Annotated in this window: 25 protein-coding genes and 1 pseudogene; 8 read left to right on the top strand and 18 right to left on the bottom strand. The window is 35.9% G+C overall.

The features are described from left to right. Positions 1-10: 10 nt before the first annotated feature. The 11 genes from HMPREF2811_RS00755 to HMPREF2811_RS00705 form a co-directional block, all read right to left on the bottom strand. A complete protein-coding gene (locus tag HMPREF2811_RS00755) occupies positions 11-1,129 on the bottom strand; it encodes a hypothetical protein (RefSeq protein WP_071407671.1) in 1,119 nt (372 codons plus the stop codon). A 149-nt stretch (positions 1,130-1,278) separates the two neighbouring features. Continuing rightward, positions 1,279-2,673 carry a sugar transferase gene (locus HMPREF2811_RS00750; protein ID WP_071407670.1) on the bottom strand — a complete coding sequence of 465 codons (1,395 nt, stop codon included), beginning with the start codon at positions 2,671-2,673 and terminating at the stop codon, positions 1,279-1,281. A 166-nt stretch (positions 2,674-2,839) separates the two neighbouring features. Next, positions 2,840-4,234 carry a hemolysin family protein gene (locus tag HMPREF2811_RS00745; protein ID WP_071407669.1) on the bottom strand — a complete coding sequence of 465 codons (1,395 nt, stop codon included), beginning with the start codon at positions 4,232-4,234 and terminating at the stop codon, positions 2,840-2,842. Positions 4,235-4,494: 260 nt separating this feature from the next. Beyond that, a complete protein-coding gene (gene proS, locus HMPREF2811_RS00740; RefSeq protein ID WP_071407668.1) occupies positions 4,495-5,934 on the bottom strand; it encodes a proline--tRNA ligase in 1,440 nt (479 codons plus the stop codon). A gap of 383 nt (positions 5,935-6,317) precedes the next feature. After that, entirely contained in the window at positions 6,318-6,908 is a 591-nt protein-coding gene (gene lepB, locus HMPREF2811_RS00735; protein WP_071407667.1) for a signal peptidase I, read from the bottom strand. A 59-nt stretch (positions 6,909-6,967) separates the two neighbouring features. Then, positions 6,968-7,852 carry a putative RNA methyltransferase gene (locus HMPREF2811_RS00730; RefSeq protein ID WP_071407666.1) on the bottom strand — a complete coding sequence of 295 codons (885 nt, stop codon included), beginning with the start codon at positions 7,850-7,852 and terminating at the stop codon, positions 6,968-6,970. Between the two features lie 69 nt (positions 7,853-7,921). Further along, complete coding sequence (gene glmM, locus HMPREF2811_RS00725; protein ID WP_071407665.1) at positions 7,922-9,280, bottom strand: phosphoglucosamine mutase; 1,359 nt, start codon at positions 9,278-9,280, stop codon at positions 7,922-7,924. 32 nt (positions 9,281-9,312) lie between these two features. Further along, on the bottom strand, positions 9,313-10,410 hold the full coding sequence (locus HMPREF2811_RS00720; protein WP_071407664.1) for a CdaR family protein: 1,098 nt from the start codon (positions 10,408-10,410) through the stop codon (positions 9,313-9,315). Then, a complete protein-coding gene (gene cdaA, locus HMPREF2811_RS00715; RefSeq protein WP_246829780.1) occupies positions 10,410-11,261 on the bottom strand; it encodes a diadenylate cyclase CdaA in 852 nt (283 codons plus the stop codon). The genes HMPREF2811_RS00720 and cdaA overlap by 1 nt, the downstream gene beginning before the upstream one ends. A 268-nt stretch (positions 11,262-11,529) precedes the next feature. Continuing rightward, entirely contained in the window at positions 11,530-11,805 is a 276-nt protein-coding gene (gene yidD, locus HMPREF2811_RS00710; protein ID WP_071407690.1) for a membrane protein insertion efficiency factor YidD, read from the bottom strand. 18 nt (positions 11,806-11,823) lie between these two features. Further along, the gene (locus HMPREF2811_RS00705) at positions 11,824-12,429 is read right to left on the bottom strand and encodes a TVP38/TMEM64 family protein (protein WP_071407663.1); all 606 of its coding nucleotides are present in this window, start codon (positions 12,427-12,429) and stop codon (positions 11,824-11,826) included. Positions 12,430-12,600: 171 nt separating this feature from the next. Here HMPREF2811_RS00705 and HMPREF2811_RS00700 point away from each other — a divergent pair, with 171 nt between their 5' ends. The 7 genes and pseudogenes from HMPREF2811_RS00700 (at position 12,601) to galT (ending at position 18,539) form a co-directional block, all read left to right on the top strand. Next, on the top strand, positions 12,601-13,701 hold the full coding sequence (locus tag HMPREF2811_RS00700) for a M24 family metallopeptidase (RefSeq protein WP_071407662.1): 1,101 nt from the start codon (positions 12,601-12,603) through the stop codon (positions 13,699-13,701). Between the two features lie 242 nt (positions 13,702-13,943). After that, a complete protein-coding gene (locus HMPREF2811_RS00695) occupies positions 13,944-14,939 on the top strand; it encodes a biotin--[acetyl-CoA-carboxylase] ligase (RefSeq protein ID WP_071407661.1) in 996 nt (331 codons plus the stop codon). Between the two features lie 14 nt (positions 14,940-14,953). Next, a complete protein-coding gene (locus HMPREF2811_RS00690) occupies positions 14,954-15,505 on the top strand; it encodes a biotin transporter BioY (protein ID WP_071407660.1) in 552 nt (183 codons plus the stop codon). A gap of 113 nt (positions 15,506-15,618) precedes the next feature. Continuing rightward, on the top strand, positions 15,619-16,266 hold the full coding sequence (locus tag HMPREF2811_RS00685) for a metallophosphoesterase family protein (RefSeq protein WP_141749220.1): 648 nt from the start codon (positions 15,619-15,621) through the stop codon (positions 16,264-16,266). A 29-nt stretch (positions 16,267-16,295) separates the two neighbouring features. Then, positions 16,296-16,613, top strand: coding sequence for a hypothetical protein (locus tag HMPREF2811_RS00680; protein ID WP_071407658.1), 318 nt, complete (start codon positions 16,296-16,298; stop codon positions 16,611-16,613). A gap of 15 nt (positions 16,614-16,628) precedes the next feature. Then, positions 16,629-16,928, top strand: a pseudogene (locus HMPREF2811_RS00675) (hypothetical protein); the annotation flags it as partial. 117 nt (positions 16,929-17,045) lie between these two features. Then, entirely contained in the window at positions 17,046-18,539 is a 1,494-nt protein-coding gene (galT, locus tag HMPREF2811_RS00670; protein ID WP_071407656.1) for a UDP-glucose--hexose-1-phosphate uridylyltransferase, read from the top strand. A 105-nt stretch (positions 18,540-18,644) separates the two neighbouring features. On the opposite strand, the gene HMPREF2811_RS00665 is transcribed toward galT, so the two are convergent. After that, positions 18,645-19,496 (bottom strand): aldo/keto reductase, encoded by an 852-nt coding sequence (locus tag HMPREF2811_RS00665; protein WP_071407655.1) that lies wholly within the window; start codon positions 19,494-19,496, stop codon positions 18,645-18,647. A 177-nt stretch (positions 19,497-19,673) separates the two neighbouring features. Between HMPREF2811_RS00665 and HMPREF2811_RS00660 the strand changes: the two genes are divergently transcribed. After that, positions 19,674-20,753 carry an iron-containing alcohol dehydrogenase family protein gene (locus HMPREF2811_RS00660; RefSeq protein WP_168164921.1) on the top strand — a complete coding sequence of 360 codons (1,080 nt, stop codon included), beginning with the start codon at positions 19,674-19,676 and terminating at the stop codon, positions 20,751-20,753. 120 nt (positions 20,754-20,873) lie between these two features. On the opposite strand, the gene HMPREF2811_RS00655 is transcribed toward HMPREF2811_RS00660, so the two are convergent. The 6 genes from HMPREF2811_RS00655 to HMPREF2811_RS00630 all read right to left on the bottom strand — a co-directional run bounded on the left by HMPREF2811_RS00655 (position 20,874) and on the right by HMPREF2811_RS00630 (position 25,395). Further along, the gene (locus tag HMPREF2811_RS00655; RefSeq protein ID WP_071407653.1) at positions 20,874-21,410 is read right to left on the bottom strand and encodes an LOG family protein; all 537 of its coding nucleotides are present in this window, start codon (positions 21,408-21,410) and stop codon (positions 20,874-20,876) included. A 5-nt stretch (positions 21,411-21,415) separates the two neighbouring features. Beyond that, entirely contained in the window at positions 21,416-21,997 is a 582-nt protein-coding gene (locus HMPREF2811_RS00650; RefSeq protein WP_066124337.1) for a xanthine phosphoribosyltransferase, read from the bottom strand. Positions 21,998-22,124: 127 nt separating this feature from the next. Continuing rightward, positions 22,125-22,901, bottom strand: a complete 777-nt coding sequence (truA, locus tag HMPREF2811_RS00645; RefSeq protein WP_071407652.1) for a tRNA pseudouridine(38-40) synthase TruA — start codon at positions 22,899-22,901, stop codon at positions 22,125-22,127. Positions 22,902-22,911: 10 nt separating this feature from the next. Further along, positions 22,912-23,715, bottom strand: coding sequence for an energy-coupling factor transporter transmembrane component T family protein (locus tag HMPREF2811_RS00640; protein ID WP_071407651.1), 804 nt, complete (start codon positions 23,713-23,715; stop codon positions 22,912-22,914). After that, entirely contained in the window at positions 23,708-24,586 is an 879-nt protein-coding gene (locus HMPREF2811_RS00635; RefSeq protein WP_071407650.1) for an energy-coupling factor ABC transporter ATP-binding protein, read from the bottom strand. The genes HMPREF2811_RS00640 and HMPREF2811_RS00635 overlap by 8 nt, the downstream gene beginning before the upstream one ends. Next, positions 24,556-25,395: an energy-coupling factor ABC transporter ATP-binding protein gene (locus HMPREF2811_RS00630; protein WP_071407649.1), complete on the bottom strand. Its 840-nt coding sequence runs from the start codon at positions 25,393-25,395 to the stop codon at positions 24,556-24,558. The genes HMPREF2811_RS00635 and HMPREF2811_RS00630 overlap by 31 nt, the downstream gene beginning before the upstream one ends. Between the last annotated feature and the right edge of the window lie 125 nt (positions 25,396-25,520).

Raw genomic sequence — 25,520 nt, 5'->3', positions numbered from 1 at the left:
TATAAAGTGATTATTCTGTTGCAGTCGTTTCTTCTACAGATTCGTCTGTCGCAGTGTCTTCTGCTGCAGATTCTTCAGTTTCTGATTCAGCATTTTCGTCCATTGTTGATTCTTCCACTGATTCTAAATCTTCGCCTAAATCTTCTAATTCATCGGCAGCTTCTTCTGGTGAAGAAGGTTGTTGTACTTCAACCGCTAATGCTTCTTCTGGTACTGTTACTTCTTGCGGAACATTATGCTCACTGAAGTTCATCTCTACATGAACAGAGAAGGTTTGTGGCATACCACTTTCTGCATTTTCAGCAAGCTCTTCTTCGCCCATAAAGTCTTGCATATTAACAGTTAAATCCATTAGAAGTTTTGAAATGAATTTTGTTTCTTTATTGTAAGAAACTTCAATAACAGGTTTCATTTGTAAGAATTTTGCTAATGCTTCACTATTGAATGATTTATCTAATTGAGCACGAGTTTCTTCGTCAACTGCTTCACCCGATTGTTCTTCTATATTTTTAATCGTATCTTCTTTGACTTTTTCTAGGTCCACTAATGCATCCATATCATTCCACATTTCTTCTGCATTAATGTCTTGTTTTAATGAATAAACATAATCGGTTTCTGATTCTGTTACATCCATATATTTGCTAGTAAACTCCGCTGTTTTTTGTGGGTCTACATTACTTGATTGACTATAAGCTTCTTGGAAACTCTTAATCATATCTGCTTCTAATGTTGTGAAATCATAAGCAGCCCATTTAATTCCAGATCCTGCTTCACCTTCTGTTGTTCCAATATACGCAGTACTATTTTGATAAAATGCTTTTAAGCCAATTTCTTGTCCACCTAAAAATAGACTTGAAACATTTCCTTCGAAACTACCTTGTAAAGGGATACCATTGAATGTACCATTAAAATTTAATTGTCCCATATCAGCTGTTTGATTATCAGAAACCGCGGATACTTTGACAAAACCATCCCATTTTACAGATTCAAAGTGTTTATTGGCTTCTTGAATTTCAGTTAATACATTTTCATCAATTGTTGTTTGTGCCTTAGTTGATGTCGCAACTGGCCCAGCGAATAATAACGTCGAAGCGGCTAATGCAAAAAATTTCTTCATTGTTTTCTTCATTTTAAATTCCTCCTTAGAAATTCTAACCTAAGTATAGCATAAGTTTTTTACTATCTTCTACTAATTACACTCGGGATTCTATGATTATTCTACTAAAAAAAGCAAAAAAACGCTGATATATCAAGATATCAGCGCTATTTCTTAAATTTTTATTCGATAATTCGAATCTTTTCTTGGTAATCTTGCCAACTTGGTGGTATCAGCGCTTCTTCTTCATCGACACCTTTTGAACTTACTTTATCAAATAAAATTTTGATTGTTTGAAATAACAATTTAAAATCAAATGCTAATGAGTAATTTTTGATATAAAGTAAATCAAAGTTTAGTTTATTATTGAAGTCTGTACTATACTTACCATAAACTTGTGCATATCCTGTAATCCCTGCTCGAACATGGTGACGTAAAGCATAGTAAGGATTAGCCTCTTTAAATTGGTCTACAAAGAAAGGTCTTTCAGGACGCGGTCCTACTAAGGACATATCGCCTTTTAAAACATTTAATAATTGTGGTAATTCATCAATACGAGTACTACGAATAAATTGTCCAACTTTTGTCACACGACTATCATTCGAAGTGGCTAAAACAGGACCTGAATCTTTTTCCGCCGCTGCATTCATCGAACGGAATTTTAAAATATTAAACGGACGGTGATCCATTGTAATACGTTCTTGCTTATAAAATATAGGACCCGGTGAATCTAATTTGATTGCAATCATCGTAATCAACATAATCGGTGCTGTCACAGCAATTAAAACCAAGGAAACAGTAATATCAATCATCCGCTTTACAAATGCTTCTTCAGCCGGTATGGTAAACGGTGAAACTTCAATAATACTTTCATCCTCAAAATTCATAATATTTGGATTAACCATCATTAAGTTCTCAAATTCTGTACTAATAAATAATTGTTTATTTTCCTTCATTAAGTACTCATAAATTTTTAAACGTTCTTTTTCATCGATATGTCCGGTTACATAAACAATATCGACTTCATCAGCAAATCTTTTTACATTTTGATAATAATTAGATAAAGCAACATGGGTTACTTTATGACGCGGACTATCCATTAAATCAAAATTATGAACCGCTTCTAAAACCCGTTCGTTCTTGCCTACTATTAGAATTCTTTTTTGTCCTCTTAACTTATGATATAACAAATAAACACTGTAATTATAAAGAAACATCACAATAGAACCGATTAATAAATTCCATAAAACAACCGAACGAGGGAAGGTTAACCAACTTCCTGCATAAGTCAACGCCATTAAATAAACGGTTAACATCATTTGACTTAAAATTGTAAAGAATAATATGTCAATTTTGGATTTATTATAAAATATATAGGTCCCAAATAATATATTAATGATGATAAAACCGATAATAATCCAAGGGTAACTGCTCTCAAATGCTAAAAAGTTACGCGCCGGAATATTCCCCATGAATTTTATATAAAAAGAAATATAGATAGCGATTAGGCTTACTAGAGAGCCTACCGTTACCGCACCAAATTTGATTAGCGTATTCCATTCATAGCGGCTTTTCATAAAATCATCCTTTCTTTCTTTTTCTATCTGTCTTATTATAACGATATTAGATAAAATTATCTAGTAGTTGTCATTTTAATCAAAAAAAGCTGAGTTATTGCGATTGCTTCCATCATTCATTAGGACAAATAATGAAAGTTTTTGAATAACTCAACTATACAAGTGATTAATCCGATAACTCTTCTAATACTTCTTTCATTGGAACATACGCTTCCGTTTCTTCATCATATAAATTATAAAGCGTTTCTACGGTAAAATCTGGATCCAATTGAACTAATACACCACGTATACGACCATTTTCAACATGACTTGTCGTTAATACGTACTCATTAGCGCGTACTGAAACTTTTTCATCATCTTCTGGCACATAACCAATTTCATATATAATCGAACCGGCAATTGTGTCCACTTCTTCATCACTTAAACTTTGATTAAAGTAATTATTAAATTTATCAATCGACAACCCACCATTAATATAGTAGTTTTGGTCATCGATTTTACGGATATCTCCAGCATTGCCCGTATCGGTCTCGTCTTCAATTTCTCCAACGATTTCTTCTAGTAAATCTTCTAAGGTCACAATCCCTTCAACTCCCCCATATTCGTCTCGTAAAATAGCCATATGGGTTTGTTCACGTTTAAACTCAACTAGTAAATCATCAATATAAATTGTTGATGGAACGAATAATGGTTCACTGGCAATCTCTCTAAATTCAATATTATCGAAACCGACTTCACGGGCTGCTTTCATCACATTTTTCATATGAATAACCCCAATAACATTATCTTTTTCAGTTTCGTATAAAGGAATTCGTGAGAATGGGCTGGATAATAAAGTGTTTAAGATATCTTCTTTAGAGTCTTCAATATCTACCATTTGTGTGTCAGTTCTAGGAACCATAACTTCACGCGCTAACTTACTATCTAAAGATAAGACACCTTCTAACATCGTCAATTCAGTAGCATCAATCGTTCCTTCTAAACGACTTTCGGCCAAGATTGCTCGCATCTCATCTCGCGTATATTTTTCTTCTTCTTTTGAAAAATCAATCGGTGTCACGCTTCTAAGTAATCCTGTTGAAGCGGATAATAAGCTTACAAATGGTTTAAATATTGTTTGAACGAATTGAATGGTCCCTGCGGTCCACATCGCAATTTTCTCGGGCATTTGTAACGCCACTTGTTTGGGGAATAGTTCTCCAAAGACTAATGTAATATAAGATAAAAGTATCGTTACTAAAACAATTGCCAGTGTATTAACACCAGGAAATTGCGGTATCCACCGAGCAATATATTTAGCAAAACTTGTCGCAGCCGAAGCAGATGATAAGAATCCTGCTAAGGTAATTGCTACTTGTATCGTCGCTAAAAAATCTTCTGATTTATCTAATAATGCTTGCACTTTAACTGCACGTTTGTTACCTTCTTCAACTAAAGTATCGATTTTTTTACGATTCAATGAAACAAAAGCCATTTCACTAGCGGCAAAAAATGCATTTATTGCAGTCAGTATCAGAACAGTTAATATCTGACTAAATAATGAATTCCCCGAGGGGTCCATAATTGTTCTCTCCTTTGTTTATTAAAATATATAATATAAAACAATAATAATCTTTTTTTATTGAAAAATCAAATTTTTTAGAGAGTGTGCATATGAAAATGAAAATGATATTATCTTCGTTTCGTTTGCCCACTCTAGCAGTGTTTGAAGGATATCAAATTTGTCTCTACACGATGCTTTTAATTTGATTCAGCCATTAGCTTAATCACGATTTTTAATTGAAAGATAATGAGTAAGTTTCTAACCTCATTTTTTGAGAATTAATAAGCTCTCGCTAACCATACCGTATGTTTAGCAGGTTGTCCTGTTACGATACAGGTCGTTTTCTCCTCAACTTGACCCGCAAATGGAATATTGCGAGTGGTAAACCCGGTTAACTCTTTAATTTTAGCTTCACTTTCTTCAGTACCATCCCAACCGGCTAATACCCATCCTGGCAACTCTCCAGCTGCACGTTTTGTTTCGATATGTTTGACTAATTCATCAAGCGTATTGATATTTGTATGATAATTAGCTTGATTCATTGCCCGAGCGGTTGTTAACAGACGTGTTTGCATGGTTGTTAATTCACTTTCAATCGTCTCAATAAAGTCAGCAAATGGGACAGCTTTTTTATCACTTTCATCACGCAATTTAATGATTACTTGCTCATTTTGTAGGTCTCTTGGCCCACACTCAATACGTAAAGGCACTCCTCTTAATTCCCATTCATTAAATTTATAGCCAGGTGAATTATCAGTATCGTCTATTTTAGTACGAATCCCTTTAGCTTTTAACTGCGTATTCAATTCCTCAATTTTTTCTAAAATTGCAGGATTTTTTTGCCATGGTCCAACTGGTACTAATACTACTTGGATTGGTGCCACTTTTGGAGGTAACACTAATCCTTGATCATCACTATGCGTCATAATCATCGCCCCAATTAAACGAGTTGAAACTCCCCAAGAAGTAGTATAAGCATAAACGTGTTCATTATCCGTATTTAAATAACGAATATCAAATGCTTCTGCGAATTTTGTTCCCATATAATGAGAAGTGCCAGCTTGAACCGCTTTTCCATCTTGCATCATTGCTTCGATTGAATAGGTATTTTCAGCACCCGCAAAACGTTCTGAAGGTGTCTTTTCACCTGCCACTACAGGAACGGCTAATAGCTCTTCGACAACTTCACGATAAATATTTAACATTCTCATCGTACGTTCTTGTGCTTCTTCAGCTGTCGCATGTGCGGTATGTCCTTCTTGCCATAAAAACTCGGACGTACGTAAAAACGGTAAAGTTTTCTTTTCCCAACGAAACACATTGGCCCATTGATTAATTTGCATTGGTAAATCACGATAAGATTGAATCCAATTACTATAAGCATCGCCAATAATCGTTTCTGATGTTGGTCTTAAAGCTAAACGTTCTTCTAACGGTTCTCCTGCAGCTTCCGTTACCCAAGGTAATTCTGGACTAAATCCTTCAATATGATCCTTTTCTTTGCTAAAGAAAGTTTCAGGAATTAGCATCGGGAAATAAGCATTGCGAACTCCCTCTTCTTTAAAGCGGGCATTAAAAGTGGCTTGAATGTGTTCCCAAATTTCAAAACCATCCGGTTTAAAAATCATACATCCTCTAACTGGTGAATAATCCATTAAATCTGCTTGTTGAATTGTTTGTAAATACCATTTTGAAAAATCTTCTTTACGCGTTACCATTTTTTTGCTCCTTTTTAAAATATAAAAATAGCTGTTTCATCCTGTATTAAGGACGAAGAACAGCTACTCCGCGGTACCACCTTATTTGCTATAAAGCCAACTCTTTGCCGATAAGGGGGCAACCCAAATACACATTATAGTAGGTTCTTTTAGGGGACATTAGTTGCTTACAGCCGGGACAACCTCTCTTAAAATGCCGAAACTAAAATACTAGTCTATATCACCCTTATTATAGCGACAAACTTACTAAAAAACAAGAACATAATATTACTTCGATAGGAAGCATGACTAAAGCCTGAACCATTCACGCAATGCGGTTAATGTCGCTTTTAAAACCGACTATTATTGCTTACTATTTTAATCTTTCGAACTCATTTCTTTCATTAACGATCGATAATCGCATCTCCACTATCATTAAGTTTATAAGTATCTAATAACCCCAATTTATTTAGTGGCCAATAAATAATATTAGCTTCCCCAACAACACTCTCTATGTCGACAAAACCAAAATCACGTCCATCTAGTGAATTTTGACGATTATCTCCCATTACAAATATTTTCCCTTCTGGTACTGTTGTGGAACCGGTGATTTGTTCCAAAGTAAAGTCCTTAGTAAAGTTGCCATTAAATTCATCTTGTTTGGCCTTTAAATAAGGTTCATCTAAAGATTGTCCATTAAGAATCAATTGATCATTATTCACTTCAATCGTATCACCTGACAAGCCGATAACACGTTTTACATACATTTTTTCTGGATTGTTTGGCGCGTTGATAATGACTACGTCAAAACGATCAACTTCTCCCAACTTCCACATAAATAATCGTTCTCTATCAGCTAAAGTATAATCCATCGAATGACCATCGACCATGAACGGCTGTAGGGCTACTTGTTGAACTCCCCACACAATAGCAAAAACAATGGCAAAGGTAAATAAGGTACTCACAATTTCACGTAAGATTACTTTTATATCCATCTTAATTCCTCAAATCTAAATTAGTTTCTATCTTATTTTAACTTGATTATTAATTAAAATCAATCCAACTTATGACCGACTAATACTGTACAATCAAGCGTTATTTGATTAGACAACGATTGGACAAGCTGTTCCTTCTGCGCTTCACTCAGTTGCCACGCTAATGGAGTCATCTTTAATAAAGCCTGCTTATCTTGATAAGAAAAATCAACTTTGTCCTGAACTAAATAGCGGTGATGATACGGAAAATGGTGTGTGAAGACTTCCAAGACCTTGGAATTATCATATACCGTTTGTTCTGTTAAGTGATATTGTGCGAGTGCTTCGCGCACCTCCACTAAATAATCCGCATTGGGGATTACTTTAATAATCAGGCCTTGTGGTTTAAGTATTCGTTTGAATTCTTGATAATTAGCTGGTGAAAGTATTGAAAAAACAATCTCTGCTTTTTCCTCTTGAATGGGTAAATTAGCCAAATCAGCGATCATTGAAAAAATCGCTCCATTATACTCTGTTGCCAGTTGAATCCCATCTTTTGCTAAATCAGCTCCGATGAGTGCGGTACCATCAGGCAGATATTGCCGCATACGCATCAAATGACTCCCTTCACCACTTCCCGCGTCTATTGCCAATTTTGGCACTTTAGTCAAATGAGTGGAAATGATAACATCAAATTGACGATGCAACGCTCCATATAAGGCAGTGTCTTGAATGACGTGTCTTCTAGCGTTAAATAATTCCTTATCATACTTTGTTGGCGATAATTTCGTTTTGGATAAGTAATAATAACCTTGCTTAGCGCCGTCAAAGCGATGGTTATGGGGGCAAACAAAACTACTGTCCTCTTGAAAGAGAGGTAAACCACAGTGAATACAGGCACCCCAATCTTCAATCGGCCAATTTTGTAACCATTGTGCTGTTAATTGTTTTTTTGAAAATTTCATTTATTATTCCTATCTGTATGTATGAAAAAGGGCCGGGACCCTAAGTCCTAGCCATTTATTCTTTCTCATTTAGTCGTCTAAACCACGAACTTCACGAATAACATCCGCAATACGATGAACAAAATTATCACATTTTTCATCGGTAGAAGCTTCCGCCATTACACGTAACAATGGTTCTGTTCCACTTGGACGAACTAAAATACGTCCATCACCGTTCATTTCTGCTTCCACTTCTTCAATCACCGCTTTAACAGCTGGTTCATCCATTACGGTATGCTTATCGCGCACACGAACATTCACTAATAATTGTGGGAAAATCGTGACTTCAGCAGCCAATTCAGATAATGATTTACCTGTTTCTTTCATTACATATAGTAATTGAATGGCAGAAAGTAAACCGTCACCGGTAGTATTTAAATCTAAAAAGACAATATGGCCAGATTGTTCTCCGCCTAATGTATAGCCACCATTACGCATTTCTTCCACTACATAACGGTCACCCACGGCTGTTTTTAAAGCAACCATGCCGGCGTCTTCAACTGCTTTATGGAATCCTATATTACTCATGACGGTTGAAACAATAGTATCTTGAGCTAAACGACCTTTAGCTTTTAAGTGTTTACCACAAATATACATAATTTTATCGCCATCAACAATTTCTCCATTTTCATCAACAGCAATTAAACGGTCACCGTCACCATCAAAAGCTAAACCAACCATCGCTTTTTTCTCTTTAACAAAGTTTTGTAAAGCTTCTGGATGAGTAGATCCCACACCATCGTTAATATTAAGACCATTTGGACGATCACCCATTGTATAAAATTCTGTCTCTAAATCAGCAAATAATTGACTAATTAATGGTGAAGTCGCACCATGAGCAGCATCAATACATACCGTAATGCCTGATAAGTCATTTGGAATCGTCGTTTGTAAAAATTGAATATATTTACTTGATGCTTCGTTAAATTCTTCTAGTGTTCCTAAACCGTCACGACTTGGACGTGGCAATGTATCTTCATCTGCATCTAATAAAGCTTCAATTTCTAATTCTTGATCATCTGATAATTTAAATCCATCCGCACCAAAGAATTTAATTCCATTATCTTGTGCGGGGTTGTGAGAAGCACTAATCATAACACCTGCCACCGCACCTTGTGTTCGCGTTAAGTATGCAACTGCTGGTGTTGGGACGACCCCTAATTGCATTACTTCGATTCCAATTGATAGTAATCCTGCAATTAAAGCATTTTCTAATAGCTGTCCTGAAATTCTTGTATCACGCGCTACTAATACACGTGGATGCTCGATATTTTCTGCGTGTTGACGTAATACATATCCGCCAAAACGTCCTAATTTAAATGCTAATTCCGGTGTTAATTCTTCATTTGCGACACCGCGTACCCCATCAGTTCCAAAATATTTCCCCATTATATTGCTCCTTTTATCGCTATTATTCTATTTTATTCATTATTACTTTGTGTTGTTTCTTCTTCTGTTACTGTCGTTTGTTCATTCATTGATGATGTTTCAACGGGTGCCGTTGTTGTTTCCCCCACTGAAGATGGTTGTGAAATAGTTGTTTCATTAGACTCCACATCTGTCTCCGTCTGCAGATTATTGACTGTGACGGTAACATCGACCGTCTCGGGGGAGACACTAATACCATCTATTAGCTCAATGGTGCCTAATACATTACCACTCGTTACTAGGTCTGAAACATCTACTATCACATTTAGGCTGTCAATAGTCGCTATATTATCCCCACTAATCGATACTGTCTGAGTATTCGATAGTGTATAGCGATATTGAAAATTTTCATTTTCACCAACCGGTACAATGTTTAAACCTACCACTTTTGATTTTTCTTTTAAATTAACCGTTGCTGTTATTTCCGTTTCTGACGGATTAATATCCAGTGGATTACCATCCTTATCTAAAATTTGAACCCGATAAGTTTTGGTGAAGGAGGTACTTTGTGGTTTATCCGCAAAAATTTGAATTAAAACGCGTGCTACCTTATTGATTTCATCGGCTGAACCCGACAAGGTGACTTCATTTATATTTAATTCAACGCTGTCTATTTCAAAACCTGCTGCTACAGTCCCATCAGCAATTTCATACTCAACGGGTTGTGTTAAAGTCTCTTTCGTAGAAATCGTTCCATAAAATAAATCGGGTGTCACTTTATAGACGATTGAATCGGGTAAACCAATTACTTCAAAACGAATTGATGAGACTCCCTCTTTTTTGCCTACTAAAGACTCTGTTTGAACGGTAATGTCTTCTTCAGAAATTTGATTAATGATATTTTTAGGACCACTTAATCGCACAGAGACTGTTTCGGGCATCCCGCTAACAAAAGTCCCATCATCATGTTCACCCAAATGCACCGGTACGTTTGAAATGGTTACCGTTGAATCGATACTCGCTGAATTATTATTCAATGCCAGAGAGGCTAAAGAATTATTTTCGTTCGCTACCGATACAAATAATACTAAGGCAAAGAATAATGAAATGAAGCCTACTACCCAATTATTATCAAATAAACTATTTTTCATTATTGATCACCTCTTTGAGAAAAACCATTCAGAAAGAACTCTTTGATTAGCATAGGTAGAGATTTTTCTTCGTCATCTTCGTCATCAGCTGTTAAATATTGGGTTAATAATTGATGCAGTTCCTCATTCGACACATCTCGATGGAGATGGTCTCGTTTGACCAAAGAAATAGACCCTGTTTCTTCTGACACAATTAAAGTCAACGCATCGGTCACTTCCCCTAATCCTATCGCTGCACGATGCCGCGTCCCTAACTCTTTCGGTATTAATGTACTCTCTGAGAGAGGTAAATAACTTGAAGCTGATGCCACTCGATAATCAGAAATGATTACCGCCCCATCATGTAAAGGGGTATTCGGAATGAAAATATTAATCAATAATTGATTACTTACATAGGAATCCATTTCAATTCCGGTATTAATATACTCTTCCAAACTATCTTCTGCTTCAATCGATATTAATGCCCCAATTTTACGCCTTGACATATATTGTACTGATTTTTCCAAATCTGTGATTAATTTATCACTTGGATTTTGCATACTTTTGCGATTACGGAATAGGTTTTTCCCTAAGCTTTCCAACGCTTTTCTAATTTCAGGTTGGAATAAAATAATAAGGGCTACTACTCCCCATGAAATTACTTGATTTAATAACCAGTCTATGGTCTGCAACCCCATCAATGAACTGAATGCCTTCGCAATAAAAACGATGGCTATCCCTTTTAATAAATTCATCATACGAGTTCCTCGCGCCCATAAGAGAACTTGGTATATTAGAAACCAGACAATGACAATATCTAAAATCTTTGCCAATGTTTGATTTCCCATATAACGTACTATCCAATCTATCAATCGCGTCACCGCCCCCTTAATTCTCGTTTAATTATATCACAAATCATTTCTTTGTGTGAAAATTTGTGTAAAAAAAAAGACCGATCAGTATCATTTTGAGCAGACTCCCAAAGCTAAACCAACATCTAACATTTTTGAGAGAATCTCTTCAATTCTGTCCCGTCTTATATTATTAGCATATGATACATAAATAAATGACATTTTCTTAAACTAGTTGATATGCCAACTATCCTGCCATTTTCAGCCGCAGAGACGATCTATCTCTAGCCTATTTCTTACTTAATCCCTCAGGTTCATGATGATAATGTGAAGGATTGCGACATAAAGAAAAATGTTCTGGTACTTCATCCCTACCACCTTTAACAAAAGGATGACACCTTAAAATTCTAGCAATCCCCATCATAAACCCTTTAAAAGCACCATGTTTTTCTACCGCTTGTAACATATAACTAGAACAAGTGGGATAATAACGACAAGACGGTGGCTTCATAGGTGAAAGGTAAGTTTGATAAAATTGTACTAATTTAATAATAATTCGTTTCAACAATAATCGTCTCCTAACTTAACTCCATAAGGTGCTTGCAAAGCGAATAATCTCGGCCCATGCATAAGTAAAGACAAATAATGAAATCGGTCGATACAACACGACTAGCATAAAAAATCGTTTAAAAGTTAATTTCGACATTCCTGAAATCATACAGAATATATCATCAGGAAAAACTGGTAAAATAAACCCAATAATTATCAACCGCTCGAAAGCTTTGCTATCACCTATTTTGCTGATATATTTATCATATTGTTCATCAGAAATAAAGGCTTTAACTACCGATTCACCAAAACGTCTCCCTAAATAAAAATTGATGCTGGAACCTATTAACATTCCAGTAACATTACATAAAAATCCTAACCAGGTTCCGAAAACTAAGTTCCCGATGACATTCGTTAAACCCATTGGAATGATTGGATATATAGTTTGCGTAATTTGTAAGAAAATAAACACGATTGGTCCAACAATCCCTAACTTTTCTAATAACTCATTAAATCCGCCACCTGGCTTAAAAAAAGAAGACTGTGCAATAAAAAAGGAGGCGATAACGGTAAAAATAATGCCCACAATAGTCGTATATCGAATTAATGAGCGCTTTTTTTTAAGTGAAATTAATGACATGCTGTACTCCTTATATTCAGTGTTAACGTAAGTATATCAATAAAAACGTGATAATGTTATCCGTCTCTAGTCTCAGATCTTTTATCTTTAAGACCCTTCGACTTTTAAATCAATGAATGTTACCATTTTTTGTATTATAATAATCTCTATAATAAAAAAGGAGGATTCTCTATGATTCATTATACACGCATTCAAAGACTGATGAAAGCAATAAAAGAAAATCATTACACTGACTTAATAATTAGTAATCCTACTACGATTGCCTACTTAACGAGCTATCAAAATTTTGAGCCCGGTGAGCGTTTATTTATTTTACACCTCAATGAAAAAGGCTCTATCACTCTTTATCTCAATCGACTATTTCTAGAGCCACAATCTCTTGCTATCGATTGTGATATCATTTGGTACCGTGATGGCGAAAACATTATTAAAGAATTAGTCAAACATCTAGATTACAATGGTAAAATTGGTATCGATAAAGATTGGCCGAGTCATTTCTTATTAAGCTTAATTGAAGAGATGCCTCACGCTCAATTTAAAAATGGGAGTCCATTAAGTGATCAGCTACGTTCTCTTAAATCTGAGGAGGAACAAGAAATTATGGCTGAAGCTTCTCATTTGAACGACCAAGCAATGGAATATCTCATTCAATTGGTGGCAAAAGGATTACCCGAGACTGAAATGGTTACTTTATTAAAACAAAAATACCAGGAGCTTAATTGTGATGGTTTTTCATTTGAACCAATTATTGCCTATGGTCCTAATGGCGCTGATCCTCACCACACTACAAATAATGACCAACCTAAAGTCGGCGATAGTGTTGTTATTGATATTGGAAGCTTTTATCAAGGCTATGCTAGTGATATGACTCGTACGGTTTTTTATGGTGAGCCAAGCAAAAAGGCTCGTGAAATTTATGAACTGGTTAAAAAAGCCAACCTAGCGGCAATCAACCAGGTGAAACCCGGAGTCACTTTCGCCTCTATTGATCAGGCGGCCCGTAAAGTCATTGAAGAGGCAGGTTATGGTCAATATTTTACCCATCGAACTGGCCATAGTATTGGCATCGAAGTCCATGAACCAGGTGATGTAGGTGCTTTTAATCAAGATATCGTTGAAGTAGGCAATGTTTTCTCAATCGAGCCTGGTATTTACCTTCCCGGCGAATTAGGTGTTAGGATAGAAGACTTGGTCATTGTCACTGAAGATGGTTGCCGTGTAATAAACAATGTCTCTAAAGACCTAATCAGCTGTCAACCTTCACTTTCTTAATCTCTTATAAATAAGTAATGCTTCAATACTTAAAAAACTTAGAACTTATGCGCTTGATAACGGATGATTTAATGGATACCTCTATTTAAACAATGATAAGCTTTATTGTCTATCGATTAAATTCCGCTTACCCAAGCGTGTTCTTTTATTGTTTTTATGTCACCTTGTATGATTTTCAGGTTGACACAACGGATGTTTTCGATTATTCTATCGTTATTAAGACAAAAAAGGAGTGAACCTCAGTGTCAACACGACAAAAAGTGTTAGATTTTCTAATAGAGGCCGCACCAAAACCTATCTCTGGGCAGTTTATGGCTGATCATTTAGCCTGTTCGCGAAATGCAATATGGAAAGCCATTGAACAATTACGCTCTGAAGGCTATCAAATTAATCAGCAAGGCCGCAAAGGATACGTTCTCGTTGATAGTGTCAATCACCTAGAATTAACTCAGCTAAAGCAACGATTGGCAACAATTTGGCCAGAGTTAGACATTACCATCGAAGAAAAAGTGAGTTCAACTAATGACTTAGCTAAAATTCATGCCACTCACTCTCCCACTATACCTGGATTATTTATTTCCACAGAACAGACAAAAGGGCGCGGGCGACATGGGCGTAGTTTTGTTTCATCTTTAGATCATGGTCTCTATTTATCCTTAGTTTTTAACCCCAAAGTAGATTCTTTAAATGATATTACTTTATATACTACGCTAGCGGCAGCTGCTATGACTAAAGCTATCAGTCATTATACAACTCGTCCACTTGAAATCAAATGGGTCAATGACTTATTTTATCAAAATAAAAAAGTAGCAGGGATTCTATGTGAGTCGATGATTGATATAGAGTCACACCAAGTAAGTTCTATTATTATAGGTATTGGATTGAATTTAGCCGGTAATTTCGAACAGGAATCTGAAGAAATCAAACAAGTTGCCGGAACAATTTTCGGTGAGACTATTCCACCAAATTTTAATTATAATCAGATGTTAGCTCTGTTTATTGAGTATTTTTGTGAATATGAACAAAACATTGATAAACGGAAACATCTTGACTATTATCAAGAACGTTTACTGGGTTTGAATCAAAAAGTATCCTACCTTCAAAATGGTCAAACACAAAGCGCGATTATTCGTGGAATCGATAAAGATGGGCATCTATTAGTCGAACATGCTAATCACAACATAGAAGCATTAGTCGGTTCTGAAATTCATTTTTCAAGTACACAATTTAGTAAGTAAAAAGGAGTTATTTTATGAAAACAAGAGATATTACTTTAATGGCAGTTATGTTGGCACTATTAATTATTTGTTCCCAAATCGCGGTTCCAATGTGGCCAGTAGCCATCACTTTACAAACATTCGCCGTATTATTAATCGGCATGCTTTTAAATCCTAAACAAGCTTTAATTGTAACGACATTTTATATGATTCTAGGATTAGTTGGGTTACCAGTTTTTAGTGGTTTTTCGGGTGGTTTTAATAGCTTTTTATCACCATCATTTGGCTTTATTATCAGTTTTATCCCAGCTTCATATGTTACTTCTTTGTTATCACGTAAAGCAAACAGTTCATTAAAACAATTCATCATAGCAGGTATTGTGGCGACGATTGTGATTTATGCGATTGGGGTCCCATACTTAGGTTTTATTCTCAATCACGTTCTTAATTTATCTAAATCGGTTGCTCAAATTATGCAAATTGGTATGACGCCATTTTTAATCGGGGATTCAATTAAATTGGTTTTCGCTAGTTTAGTCGCTGTAAGATTAACTAAAATCGTCAGATTAAATTATAAACCACTATAAGCAGGCATTTTTTGCATTCAAATCGAACCTTCTTCATCATACGATGGCGAAGGTTTTTTTATGATACAATAATTGAAAATCATTCACTATGAGGAGAGTTGTATGAAAAAATTATGTTCTGCTTTTGTTGGGCCTGTTCCTTACTAATATTCATACCAGTCACTATTGAGGCAATAAACGACGATTTAGTTGCTTGGGTTATTACGGACTTACACTATTTATCTCCTAGCCTGCATGATAAGGACGGTGACGCTTATCAACATATAAAAAATACTGGTGCCGGAAAAGACTTTGATTATGGTGCGGAACGTATGCAAGCACTAACCCAACAAATTGATCAAGATAAACCGGATGTTTTAATCATTTCAGGGGACCTCACCTTAAATGGGGAGTACCAAAGTATGCTAGACCTAGCCGAATACTTTAAAAATATAGAAGTCTTAGGTACCGATGTATTTGTCATTCCTGGTAATCATGATATCGCAAGTGGTTGGGCCCGGGAATTTAAAGGTGAAGCCTTTATTAAAACGCAGCAAGTTTTGGCTCACGATTTTGCGACGATTTTCAATGAGTTTGGCTATCGAGAAGCGATTAGCCGAGATTCAGATAGCCTAAGCTATGTAGCTACTATCAACCATAACTACTGGTTATTGATGATTGATAGTAATCTATATAGTGATGTTGAAGGGGTTGGCGCACCTAAAGTTAACGGCTTACTTAACAAAACGACGCTCAATGGATTGACCATATTTTTCAGCTAGCACAAAAGAAAAACAAGCGCATCATTCCGGTGATTCATCATAATACCATTACACATCATCAAGTTTTAGACGCTAACTATACTTTAGACAATGCCAATGAATTACGTGACATTTTATTTAAATACAATACACCCTTTACATTAAGTGGCCATATTCATACTCAACACTATGCGACGATAGCGTCCACTAATCAGCAACTACTTACCGATATTGTAACGGGATCTTTTGCTTCATATCCATCTTACATCGGGAAAATATCCTTTACTGATAATGCGATTGCTTACCAAGCAGAACCATTAGCGATGACTGATAATGCTATTACCAACTCCATTATCAACCCACAATGACGCGATTATTCAAACTACATGAAACATCCATTCGACGATAGCAGTCACAAAATGGCTTATGGCGAAATGATTGAAGGCGGTTGGTATCAAGAAAATGATCCTCTATTAGAAGAAGTAACACAATATGTCGCAGCACTTAATTTAGCTTTTTTTGCAGGAAAACCACTCGATGCTTTGGATTTAATAGACATTCCAAACAGTGAAAAAACTCAACAGCTTATCGATGAGAATGCAGCAAGTTTTTTCAAAGACGATCTTAAAATGATCCTCAATAATCAAACAGACTACACCGCAATTCGTAATATGCATTGGTAATCAACAGAGACATTTTCGAAATTTACTAACGCTCACAATTCGATTCTTACAATATTGAATCAATATTAGGTAAACGGTATAATAACATTGTAGGTAAAAAATTTTAGGAGGCTGCATATGCAATTTAACATTTCATCCGTCATCCGCTCTTTTGTCAATAACGCAATTGAACAAGGTTGGATTGATTCTTTAGACCGGATATACACCACTAATCGTCTTATGTCTCTCATTCAAATCAATGAATTAGAAGAAGGTGTGAGTGACTCAAATGATTTACTTTCCTTAATGGATCAATTAACTCAGTATGCCATTGAGAAGGGAATCATCGAAAATATCGGCTATCAACGAGAACAATTTGAGGCAGCTGTAATGGATTTATTAACCCCCTCTCCTTCACAACTAAATAATAAGTTTTGGGTTTTATATCGAAATAACCCTGCCGATGCAACGGATTATTTTTACGAACTCTCTAAAAGTAATGACTATATTAAAACTAGAAATATTGCCAAAAATATTCAATTTAACGCACCATACAAAAATTATGGCAATTTAGATATTACCATTAATCTTTCGAAACCTGAGAAGGATCCAAAAGAAATTGCTTTAGCAAAAAATGCTAAACAATCTAATTATCCTCTATGTTTGCTTTGTATGGAAAACGAAGGGTATCAAGGACGAAATAATCACCCAGCCAGACAGCAACATCGTCTTGTTCGATTAAATTTGAATCATCGTCACTACGGGATGCAATATTCACCTTATGTCTATTATAATGAGCATAGTATTTTTTTAAGTGAAGAACATACTCCTATGCAAATCGATCGTAAAGCGATGGACAATTTATTAGCGATTGTTGAACAGTTACCACACTATTTTGCTGGTTCAAATGCTGATTTACCAATTGTAGGGGGTTCAATTTTAGCCCATGACCATTACCAAGGTGGACGTTATACCTTCCCTATGGAAAAAGCAAAAGCCTATCAAACAATTAAATTAAACGCTTTTCCTTCCTTAAAGGTGGAATTAGTTGAATGGCCTATGTCAGTTATTCGTTTAAATGGTGCTAATCGAGATGAAGTCGCAACTGCTGGGGAAGCCTTACTTAACTTTTGGCGAAATTATTCTGATGAATCAGTAGATGTTCTGGCTTATACAAACGATACACCTCATAACACTGTAACACCTGTTGCTCGTCGTCGTAATAATCATTTTGAATTGGATATTGTCTTACGTAATAATCGAACTAACGAAGCACATCCGGATGGAATTTTCCACCCGCATCAAGACGTTCAACATATCAAGAAAGAAAACATCGGACTAATAGAAGTAATGGGCTTAGCGATATTACCACCTCGTTTAGTCAATGAAATCGATAGCATTAAAGCCTATTTGTTAAACCAAGCAGACTTAAATCAAGTGGCAGAATATCACCAAACATGGGCAAAAGAATTAAAAAACAAAGAATATGACGAAACAACAATTGATCGCTTTATCGAACAAGCAATCACCAACAAATTTGGACGTGTGCTTGAAGATGCAGGTGTCTTTAAACAAGATGAATCTGGTCGACAAGCTATGCTACGTTTTATCGATGCCTTTAATCAACAATAATTACCACTTAAATAAGACGCATACTATTATGAATGCTTTAAGCCAGTATCTTTTTATCTAGCTTATGAATTCAAAATAGCATGCGTCTTTCGCTTTTAAATTATATTAGAACGTCGCGCTATCTGGATGAGTCGCACCACTCATTCCAGCAAGATTTTGTAATACTAAGGCATCTTCTTCAGAAATCTCAATGCCTTCTAATTCAAGATTTGATTGAATATTTTTAGGATTAGTCGATCGTGGTAAAGGTATACAATCGCGGTCAATAACCCAACGTAAATCTAATTGCGCTGCCGTACAATCATATTTTTTAGCCATTTCGAGCACTGTTTCATTGCTAAATAGTTCGCCCGCACCTAATGGACTATAAGCTTCTAATTCAATCTCATGTTGACGACAATAGTTAATTAATGCCTCAGGATAACAACCGGGTGCAATTTTAATTTGATTTAATACCGGCTTAATACGAGCTGTTTTCAATAATTCTTCAATATGGTGCTCTAAGAAGTTAGAGATGCCAATTGAACGAATTTTACCTGCCTCTACTAAATCTTCTAAAGCACGCCAAGTTTCAGCGTTTGCTTCTTTCCATGCATTCTCACCTTTATCACGAACAGATTGTGGATTTGGCCAATGAATTAAAACTAAATCTAGATAATCCATTTTCAACTTTGCCAAAGAGTCGTCAATGGAATGAATAGTATTATCGTACCCTCTTACAGTATTTGCTACTTTTGTGGTTACATATAATTGCTGACGATCAATGCCACTATCTAAAATAGCTTGCCCAACACTTGCTTCATTTTGATAACCTTGTGCTGTATCAATATGACGATAACCTACTTCTAAAGCATATTTAACCGCATTATACGCTTGTTCGCCTTCTTCTAAGCGCCAAGTACCAAAGCCAATCATCGGAATCTTTGTCCCATTGTTTAAAGATATTGCATTTCTCATCTGAACCCTCCTAAAAATTAACGTTGTTAACCATATCATACAATAGATATTCTCTAAATGACAATATTTTAGCTTCTTTTATTCATTTGAAATCTTATACTCATTATGATAAATTAGATGTGAATTAAAAAAATATGAGAGTATTTTTATTTTGCTCCTATAGAAAGAAGGATGTGTGTGGAATTATCTGAAGTAACCCGTCCAGGTGTTGGACAATATATCAGTCAACCGGGAGCTTTAACTTTTTTAGACAGCTCTATTCAATTATTTAAACACCCTTTAATTATTACTGGTGCGAAAGCTCACCATGCTTTTAATCAATTTTATCCTCAAGGTCGTCGCTTCCCTGTGTTATTCTACAATCAAAGTGCTTCTCATGAAAACATCGAGAGTTTAGTAAATAGTGCTCCTCCAGGCACCGATTTAATTATTGGCATCGGCGGTGGTAAAGCACTTGATACGGCAAAAGGAGTCGCTAACAAACTTCAAGTGGAGTATGTGATGATTCCAACTGTTCTTGGAACCTGTGCAGCCTGTACACCATTAAGTGTCATTTATCATCCCGATCATACCTTTAAAACCGTTGACTATTATCCCAAAGCTGCTTTCTTAACCATTGTCGATACCAATTTATTAGTAGAATCACCACTAAAATATTTACAAAGTGGCATCGGTGATACCCTCGCAAAATGGTATGAAGCCATTGCCTTAGCAGAAAATTTACCGTTACCTTGGCCCGCTACCATTGCCCTTGGTCTCAATAGCGCTCAATTGTGTAGGGAAACTTTGTTAAATGAGGGGGCCAAAGCGATTGAAAGTATACAATCGAAGCAATTATCAGATGCGTTTCAACGAATTGCGGATACCATCTTTCTAATCGCTGCCAGTGTAGGTGGCTTTGCTGGATCATATGGACGAATCGCGGGGGCTCATGCTGTGCATAACGGTCTCACACTCCTACCTGAAACAGCGTCTGTTGAACACGGAGTCAAAGTAGCTTATGGTATTTTGGTACAAATTGCTACATTAGGTAATCGCGATGAACTTAATACCCTCTTACCTTTTTACCAAACTAATCACTTTCCAACTACCTTAAAACAACTTGGTGTGAGGGAAGATTTACCTAACAAAATACATCAAGTCGCTACATATGCTGCTTCAAATAATGAGAGTTTTATTTTAGCTAAACAAGACCTAACAGCAGACGATATTATCACGGGCATGACCTATTTAGAAAATTTAGCCTATCATTCATAAATACAATCATTATAATCGCTAAAATCAAAAATGGACTTAACCAACAGTCTTAGTAACCCTCGCAAAAGTATTTAACTTGTGCTCGTTTGTTACTTCGACTCATGATTAAATCCGTCTTTATTAATGTTGTTCAATTAACAGTTCTAATTCACCAATACTTTCAACAAAATGAATTTTTTGACGTTCTTCAACGGTCATGAATCCTTCCTTAACCATCGTATCAAAAAATATTTCTAAATGATTGTAGTAACCATGAATCTTCATTAAATAGCATTCTTTATTAATAAGATTTAGACGAATCAAACTGATGACCTCAGTAATTTCTTCAAGTGTGCCAGGTCCTCCTGGTAAAGCGACAAAAGCTTCTCCTAATTCAATCATCTTTATTTTTCTTTCAGACATGGTGTCTACTTCAATAAATTCAGTCAAATGTATATTAGCTACTTCTTTATTGATTAGAAAACTGGGCATAATCCCAATTACTCGACCACCGGTGTTGATAACACTATTCGCTTGCACCCCCATCAGCCCTTTATTGCCACCGCCGTAAATTAATTGATGTTGATGCATGGCAATAAAACGACCTAAGTCACGAGCAAACTCTTCATAAATTGACTGATTACCAAAATTAGATCCACAGTACACTGTAATATTCATCGCGATTAATTTCCTTCCAAAAATTCAATTTGTTGATCTTCTAAAGAGCCGATACGACAAACTGAAAAGACCTCTAAGCCTTTATCCATTAATTTTTGACGTCCATTTTGGAATGATTTTTCGATACAAATACCAACGCCAGCTACTTGGGCCCCCGCTTGCTCTACTAAATCAACTAAACCAAGCGCTGCTTCGCCATTCGCAAGGAAATCATCAATAATCAATACGCGATCATTTTCGTTAATATATTTTTTTGAGATGATGACACGATTGGTCACATTTTTGGTATAGCTATAAACATTGGTCTCATAAAAATCTTTATTTCCTAATGTTGATGGCTGTGTTTTTTTTGCGAATAACATTGGAACTTTAAAGTGTGCAGCCGTAATAATAGCCGGTGCAATACCAGAAGCTTCAATTGTTAGTACTTTGGTGATACCTTCTTGACGAAAATGATAATAGAAATCAATCGCAATTTCTTGCATGATTTCCGGATCGATTTGATGATTCATAAACGAATCCACTTTAATTACATTATTTGGTAAAATTATGCCATCTTTTAAGATGCGCTCTTTTAAATAACTCATTAATAACCCTCCATTTTTTAACATATCTATTATACCGAACCTTATCAAAGATGCTATCATTTTTCAAAATTTTTAATATAAAAAAAGAGGAACGTTCGTCCTCTTCTAAAATTCAATGCTCTGATTATCATTTCTTTTTAAATGGATCCTCTTGATACTCTACTCGCATCATATAGAGTCCTTGTGGTGGAGCTGTCGGTCCTGCTTGATTTCGATCTTTAACTGAAAGTAATCTTTGTAATTCGTCTACCGGTTTCAAACCATCACCAATTTGTAGTAAGGTGCCCACTAAAATACGAATCATATTATATAAGAAGCCATCTCCGTAAAAGCGAAAAACCAGTTCATTTTGCTTTATATCTAAATTTACTTCCGCTTCATAAATCGTTCTAACTTTATATTCTTTATCTGTTTTAGTTGAACAAAAACTCGTAAAGTCATGTTTTCCGATAATTGTTTGAATTGCTTCTTGCATCACATCTAAATTAAATCGATAAGGATTGTGAGTAGTGTACAGGCGTTTAAATGGATCGGGGAAACGATTAATATCTACGCGATAACAATATTCTTTCGCCGTTGCCATATATCGAACATGAAAATCATCTGCCACCTGATTAGCATCAATCACACGAATAGAATCGTCTAAAATACTATTCAACGCCCGGATGAGCGCATCGGGTGCGATATTAGCTGGATAATCGAAAGAAACGACTTGTCCAAGTGCATGTACGCCAGCATCTGTTCGTCCAGCGCTAGATGTAGGAATATGCTCCCCATTCGGCAATTTCGCCATCAATCTCAACGCTTTTTCTAATTCCTCTTGAATCGTCTTGCCATTCGGTTGAATTTGATAACCAGCATAACCGGTCCCATCATATTGAATTTTAATGATATATTTCGGCATGCTAGTCCCCTTATAGATAAATTCTAATCAAGAATAATAGCGCAGTAACCACGATAAATGCCAATACCGCAATCAGATCATTACGCGTATAGTCTAAGTGACGGAATTTCGTTCGACCTTCACCACCACGATACCCTCTCGCTTCCATCGCAATCGCCATTTCCTCTGCACGATTGAATGCAGAAACAAATAGTGGAACCAAAATAGGGATAATCGCCTTCATGCGATCGACAAATCCGCCTTGATCAAATTCTACCCCTCTTGATCGTTGGGCATTCATAATTTTTTGAGCTTCATCAATTAACGTAGGCACATATCTTAAAGCAATCGATAACATAAGCGCAATCTCATGTGATGGAAAACCAAAGCGGGATAAAGGTCTTAGTAAATGCTCAATACCGTCGGTCAATTCAAGCGGTGCTGTCGTTAAAGTTAAAATCGTTGACATCATAATAATGAGCACTAGACGCATAAAGATATAAAACGAATTTAATAAACCCAAAGAGGTGACCGTGAAAGGTCCCCATTTGAAATAAACTTCTCCACCAGTGGTAAAAATCATTTGAAACACTACTGTAAATACAATGATCCACAACATTGGTTTTACTCCATTAATAAAAACGGATAATTTAATCCCAGTTAACGATATGGTTAATAATGTAAATAATAATAACAATAAATAGCCCCAAATATTGTTGGCCAGGAAAATAATGGCAATAAAATAAAAACTTCCTAAAAGTTTCGTTCTAGGGTCTAAACGATGAATCCAGGAATCGGATTGAATATATCTTCCTAATAATAATTTATCAAGCATCTTTATTCTCCGCCTCCTTCATCTCAATTAAAACATCTACTAATTCCTCCACACTTAAAGGATGAACCTCATAATCAACCCCTAAATGTTCCTCAATTTTTTTTATGAAGGACAAGGTTTGAGGTAACCCCAATTGAAATTCATCTAACCAAGCTTCATCTTCAAATATTTCTCTTGGCGTTCCTTGACGAATGACATGCCCCTTATTTAAAACAATCACATGCTCAGCATATTTTACAACATCTTCCATATGATGCGTGACCATCACCATGGTTAAAGACTGTTCTTTTTGCAAACCAACAAACATCTCGAGCATATCGAAATGTCCTTGAGGATCTAGTCCTGCGGTCGGTTCATCTAACACCAGAATTTCCGGCTCTAATGCTAGCACACCCGCAATTGCAACACGACGCATTTGTCCTCCGGACAAATCAAAAGGTGAACGTTCATATAAACTTTCATTTAAACCGACTAATGCCAATTTTTCACGAGCAATCGACTCAGCTTCTGCTTCTGTAGCACCAAAATTTAAGGGACCGAACATCACGTCCTTTAAAACGGTCTCCTCAAAAAGTTGCGCTTCCGGAAATTGAAAAACAACCCCCACTTTTTTGCGTAAGGCCTTTAATGATTGATGTTTCGAATCAGCTGTTACTCGTTCACCTGCAATTGTCACTGCCCCTTCTGTTGGTCTAACTAGAACATTCAAATGTTGCAATAAGGTAGACTTCCCAGAACCTGTATGTCCAACAATAGCCGAAATTTTATTGGCTGGTATTTCTAAACTAATATTGTGTAATGCCTTGTATTCAAATGGCGTATTAGCATTATAGGTATAACTTACTTGGTCAAATACGATGTTGTTAGCCATTCAAATAACTCCTCTTCTGATAAATACTCTTTTGGCACTTCGATTCCTCTTCGTTCTAATTCCATATGAATTTTTTGAGCAAAAGGAATATCTAAGCCCATTTTGATAAGCTCATCACCTAAAATAAAAATATTATATGGGTCATCTTGACGAACTAGTTTTCCTTGGTTCATAACAATAATACGATCGGCATTACTTGCTTCATCAATATCGTGCGTTATCGAAATGACCGTTAAATTATATTTCTCTTTAATAGCTTTCACTGCTTCAATGACTTCTTTGCGACCTACAGGATCTAACATTGCTGTTGCTTCGTCCAATATGATAACCTCTGGTCTTAAAGCTAATACACCTGCAATGGCAACTCTTTGTTTTTGTCCTCCAGAGAGACGAGCAGGTTCGCTTTTTTTATACTCTGTCATTCGAACTTGGTCTAAAGCTTCTTCGATACGCATAATCATTTCATCACGTTTGACTCCATGATTTTCTAACCCGAATGCAACGTCATCTTCAACAGTTGCCCCAACAAATTGATTATCTGGATTTTGAAATACCATTCCTACTAATCTTCTAATATCCCAAACCGATTCTTCGTTTAATAAAAGCGAATTGATATATACTTCTCCAGCTTCAGGAACTAATAATCCATTAATTACTTTCGCAAGTGTAGATTTCCCTGAACCATTCGGTCCTATGATAGCTACCCATTCATTTTTATTGATAGATAAAGAAACATTGTTTAGAGCGAGTTGTTCACTTTCAAAATAGCGAAAAGTTAAATCTTTTACTTCGATAACCTTTTCAGTCATATTTGTTGCTCCTTTACTTTGTCGTTTTCATAATGCTTATTATATCATAGAATCTTTATCCTTAGGGATTTTTGTGCTCTTTTATCAAGAAAAATGGTAAGCGTCCTATAACAGAGTATCTATCA

This window comes from Globicatella sp. HMSC072A10, assembly GCF_001811625.1.
GTDB lineage: Bacteria > Bacillota > Bacilli > Lactobacillales > Aerococcaceae > Globicatella > Globicatella sanguinis.
This window is presented reverse-complemented; position numbering and strand designations above follow the sequence as displayed.

Coding starts and splice junctions, on each gene's coding strand:
- glmM (WP_071407665.1), bottom strand. CDS start 9,280: ATGGGGAAATATTTTGGAACTGATGGGGTACGCGGTGTCGCAAATGAA.
- truA (WP_071407652.1), bottom strand. CDS start 22,901: ATGCCGAAATATATCATTAAAATTCAATATGATGGGACCGGTTATGCT.
- HMPREF2811_RS00650 (WP_066124337.1), bottom strand. CDS start 21,997: ATGAGTTATTTAAAAGAGCGCATCTTAAAAGATGGCATAATTTTACCA.
- HMPREF2811_RS00685 (WP_141749220.1), top strand. CDS start 15,619: ATGTTCTGCTTTTGTTGGGCCTGTTCCTTACTAATATTCATACCAGTC.
- HMPREF2811_RS00635 (WP_071407650.1), bottom strand. CDS start 24,586: ATGGCTAACAACATCGTATTTGACCAAGTAAGTTATACCTATAATGCT.
- HMPREF2811_RS00640 (WP_071407651.1), bottom strand. CDS start 23,715: ATGCTTGATAAATTATTATTAGGAAGATATATTCAATCCGATTCCTGG.
- HMPREF2811_RS00705 (WP_071407663.1), bottom strand. CDS start 12,429: ATGTCATTAATTTCACTTAAAAAAAAGCGCTCATTAATTCGATATACG.
- HMPREF2811_RS00700 (WP_071407662.1), top strand. CDS start 12,601: ATGATTCATTATACACGCATTCAAAGACTGATGAAAGCAATAAAAGAA.
- HMPREF2811_RS00730 (WP_071407666.1), bottom strand. CDS start 7,852: ATGAAATTTTCAAAAAAACAATTAACAGCACAATGGTTACAAAATTGG.
- HMPREF2811_RS00745 (WP_071407669.1), bottom strand. CDS start 4,234: ATGGACCCCTCGGGGAATTCATTATTTAGTCAGATATTAACTGTTCTG.
- HMPREF2811_RS00755 (WP_071407671.1), bottom strand. CDS start 1,129: ATGAAGAAAACAATGAAGAAATTTTTTGCATTAGCCGCTTCGACGTTA.
- HMPREF2811_RS00665 (WP_071407655.1), bottom strand. CDS start 19,496: ATGAGAAATGCAATATCTTTAAACAATGGGACAAAGATTCCGATGATT.
- HMPREF2811_RS00655 (WP_071407653.1), bottom strand. CDS start 21,410: ATGAATATTACAGTGTACTGTGGATCTAATTTTGGTAATCAGTCAATT.
- HMPREF2811_RS00750 (WP_071407670.1), bottom strand. CDS start 2,673: ATGAAAAGCCGCTATGAATGGAATACGCTAATCAAATTTGGTGCGGTA.
- galT (WP_071407656.1), top strand. CDS start 17,046: ATGCAATTTAACATTTCATCCGTCATCCGCTCTTTTGTCAATAACGCA.
- HMPREF2811_RS00720 (WP_071407664.1), bottom strand. CDS start 10,410: ATGAAAAATAGTTTATTTGATAATAATTGGGTAGTAGGCTTCATTTCA.
- HMPREF2811_RS00630 (WP_071407649.1), bottom strand. CDS start 25,395: ATGACTGAAAAGGTTATCGAAGTAAAAGATTTAACTTTTCGCTATTTT.
- HMPREF2811_RS00690 (WP_071407660.1), top strand. CDS start 14,954: ATGAAAACAAGAGATATTACTTTAATGGCAGTTATGTTGGCACTATTA.
- proS (WP_071407668.1), bottom strand. CDS start 5,934: ATGGTAACGCGTAAAGAAGATTTTTCAAAATGGTATTTACAAACAATT.
- lepB (WP_071407667.1), bottom strand. CDS start 6,908: ATGGATATAAAAGTAATCTTACGTGAAATTGTGAGTACCTTATTTACC.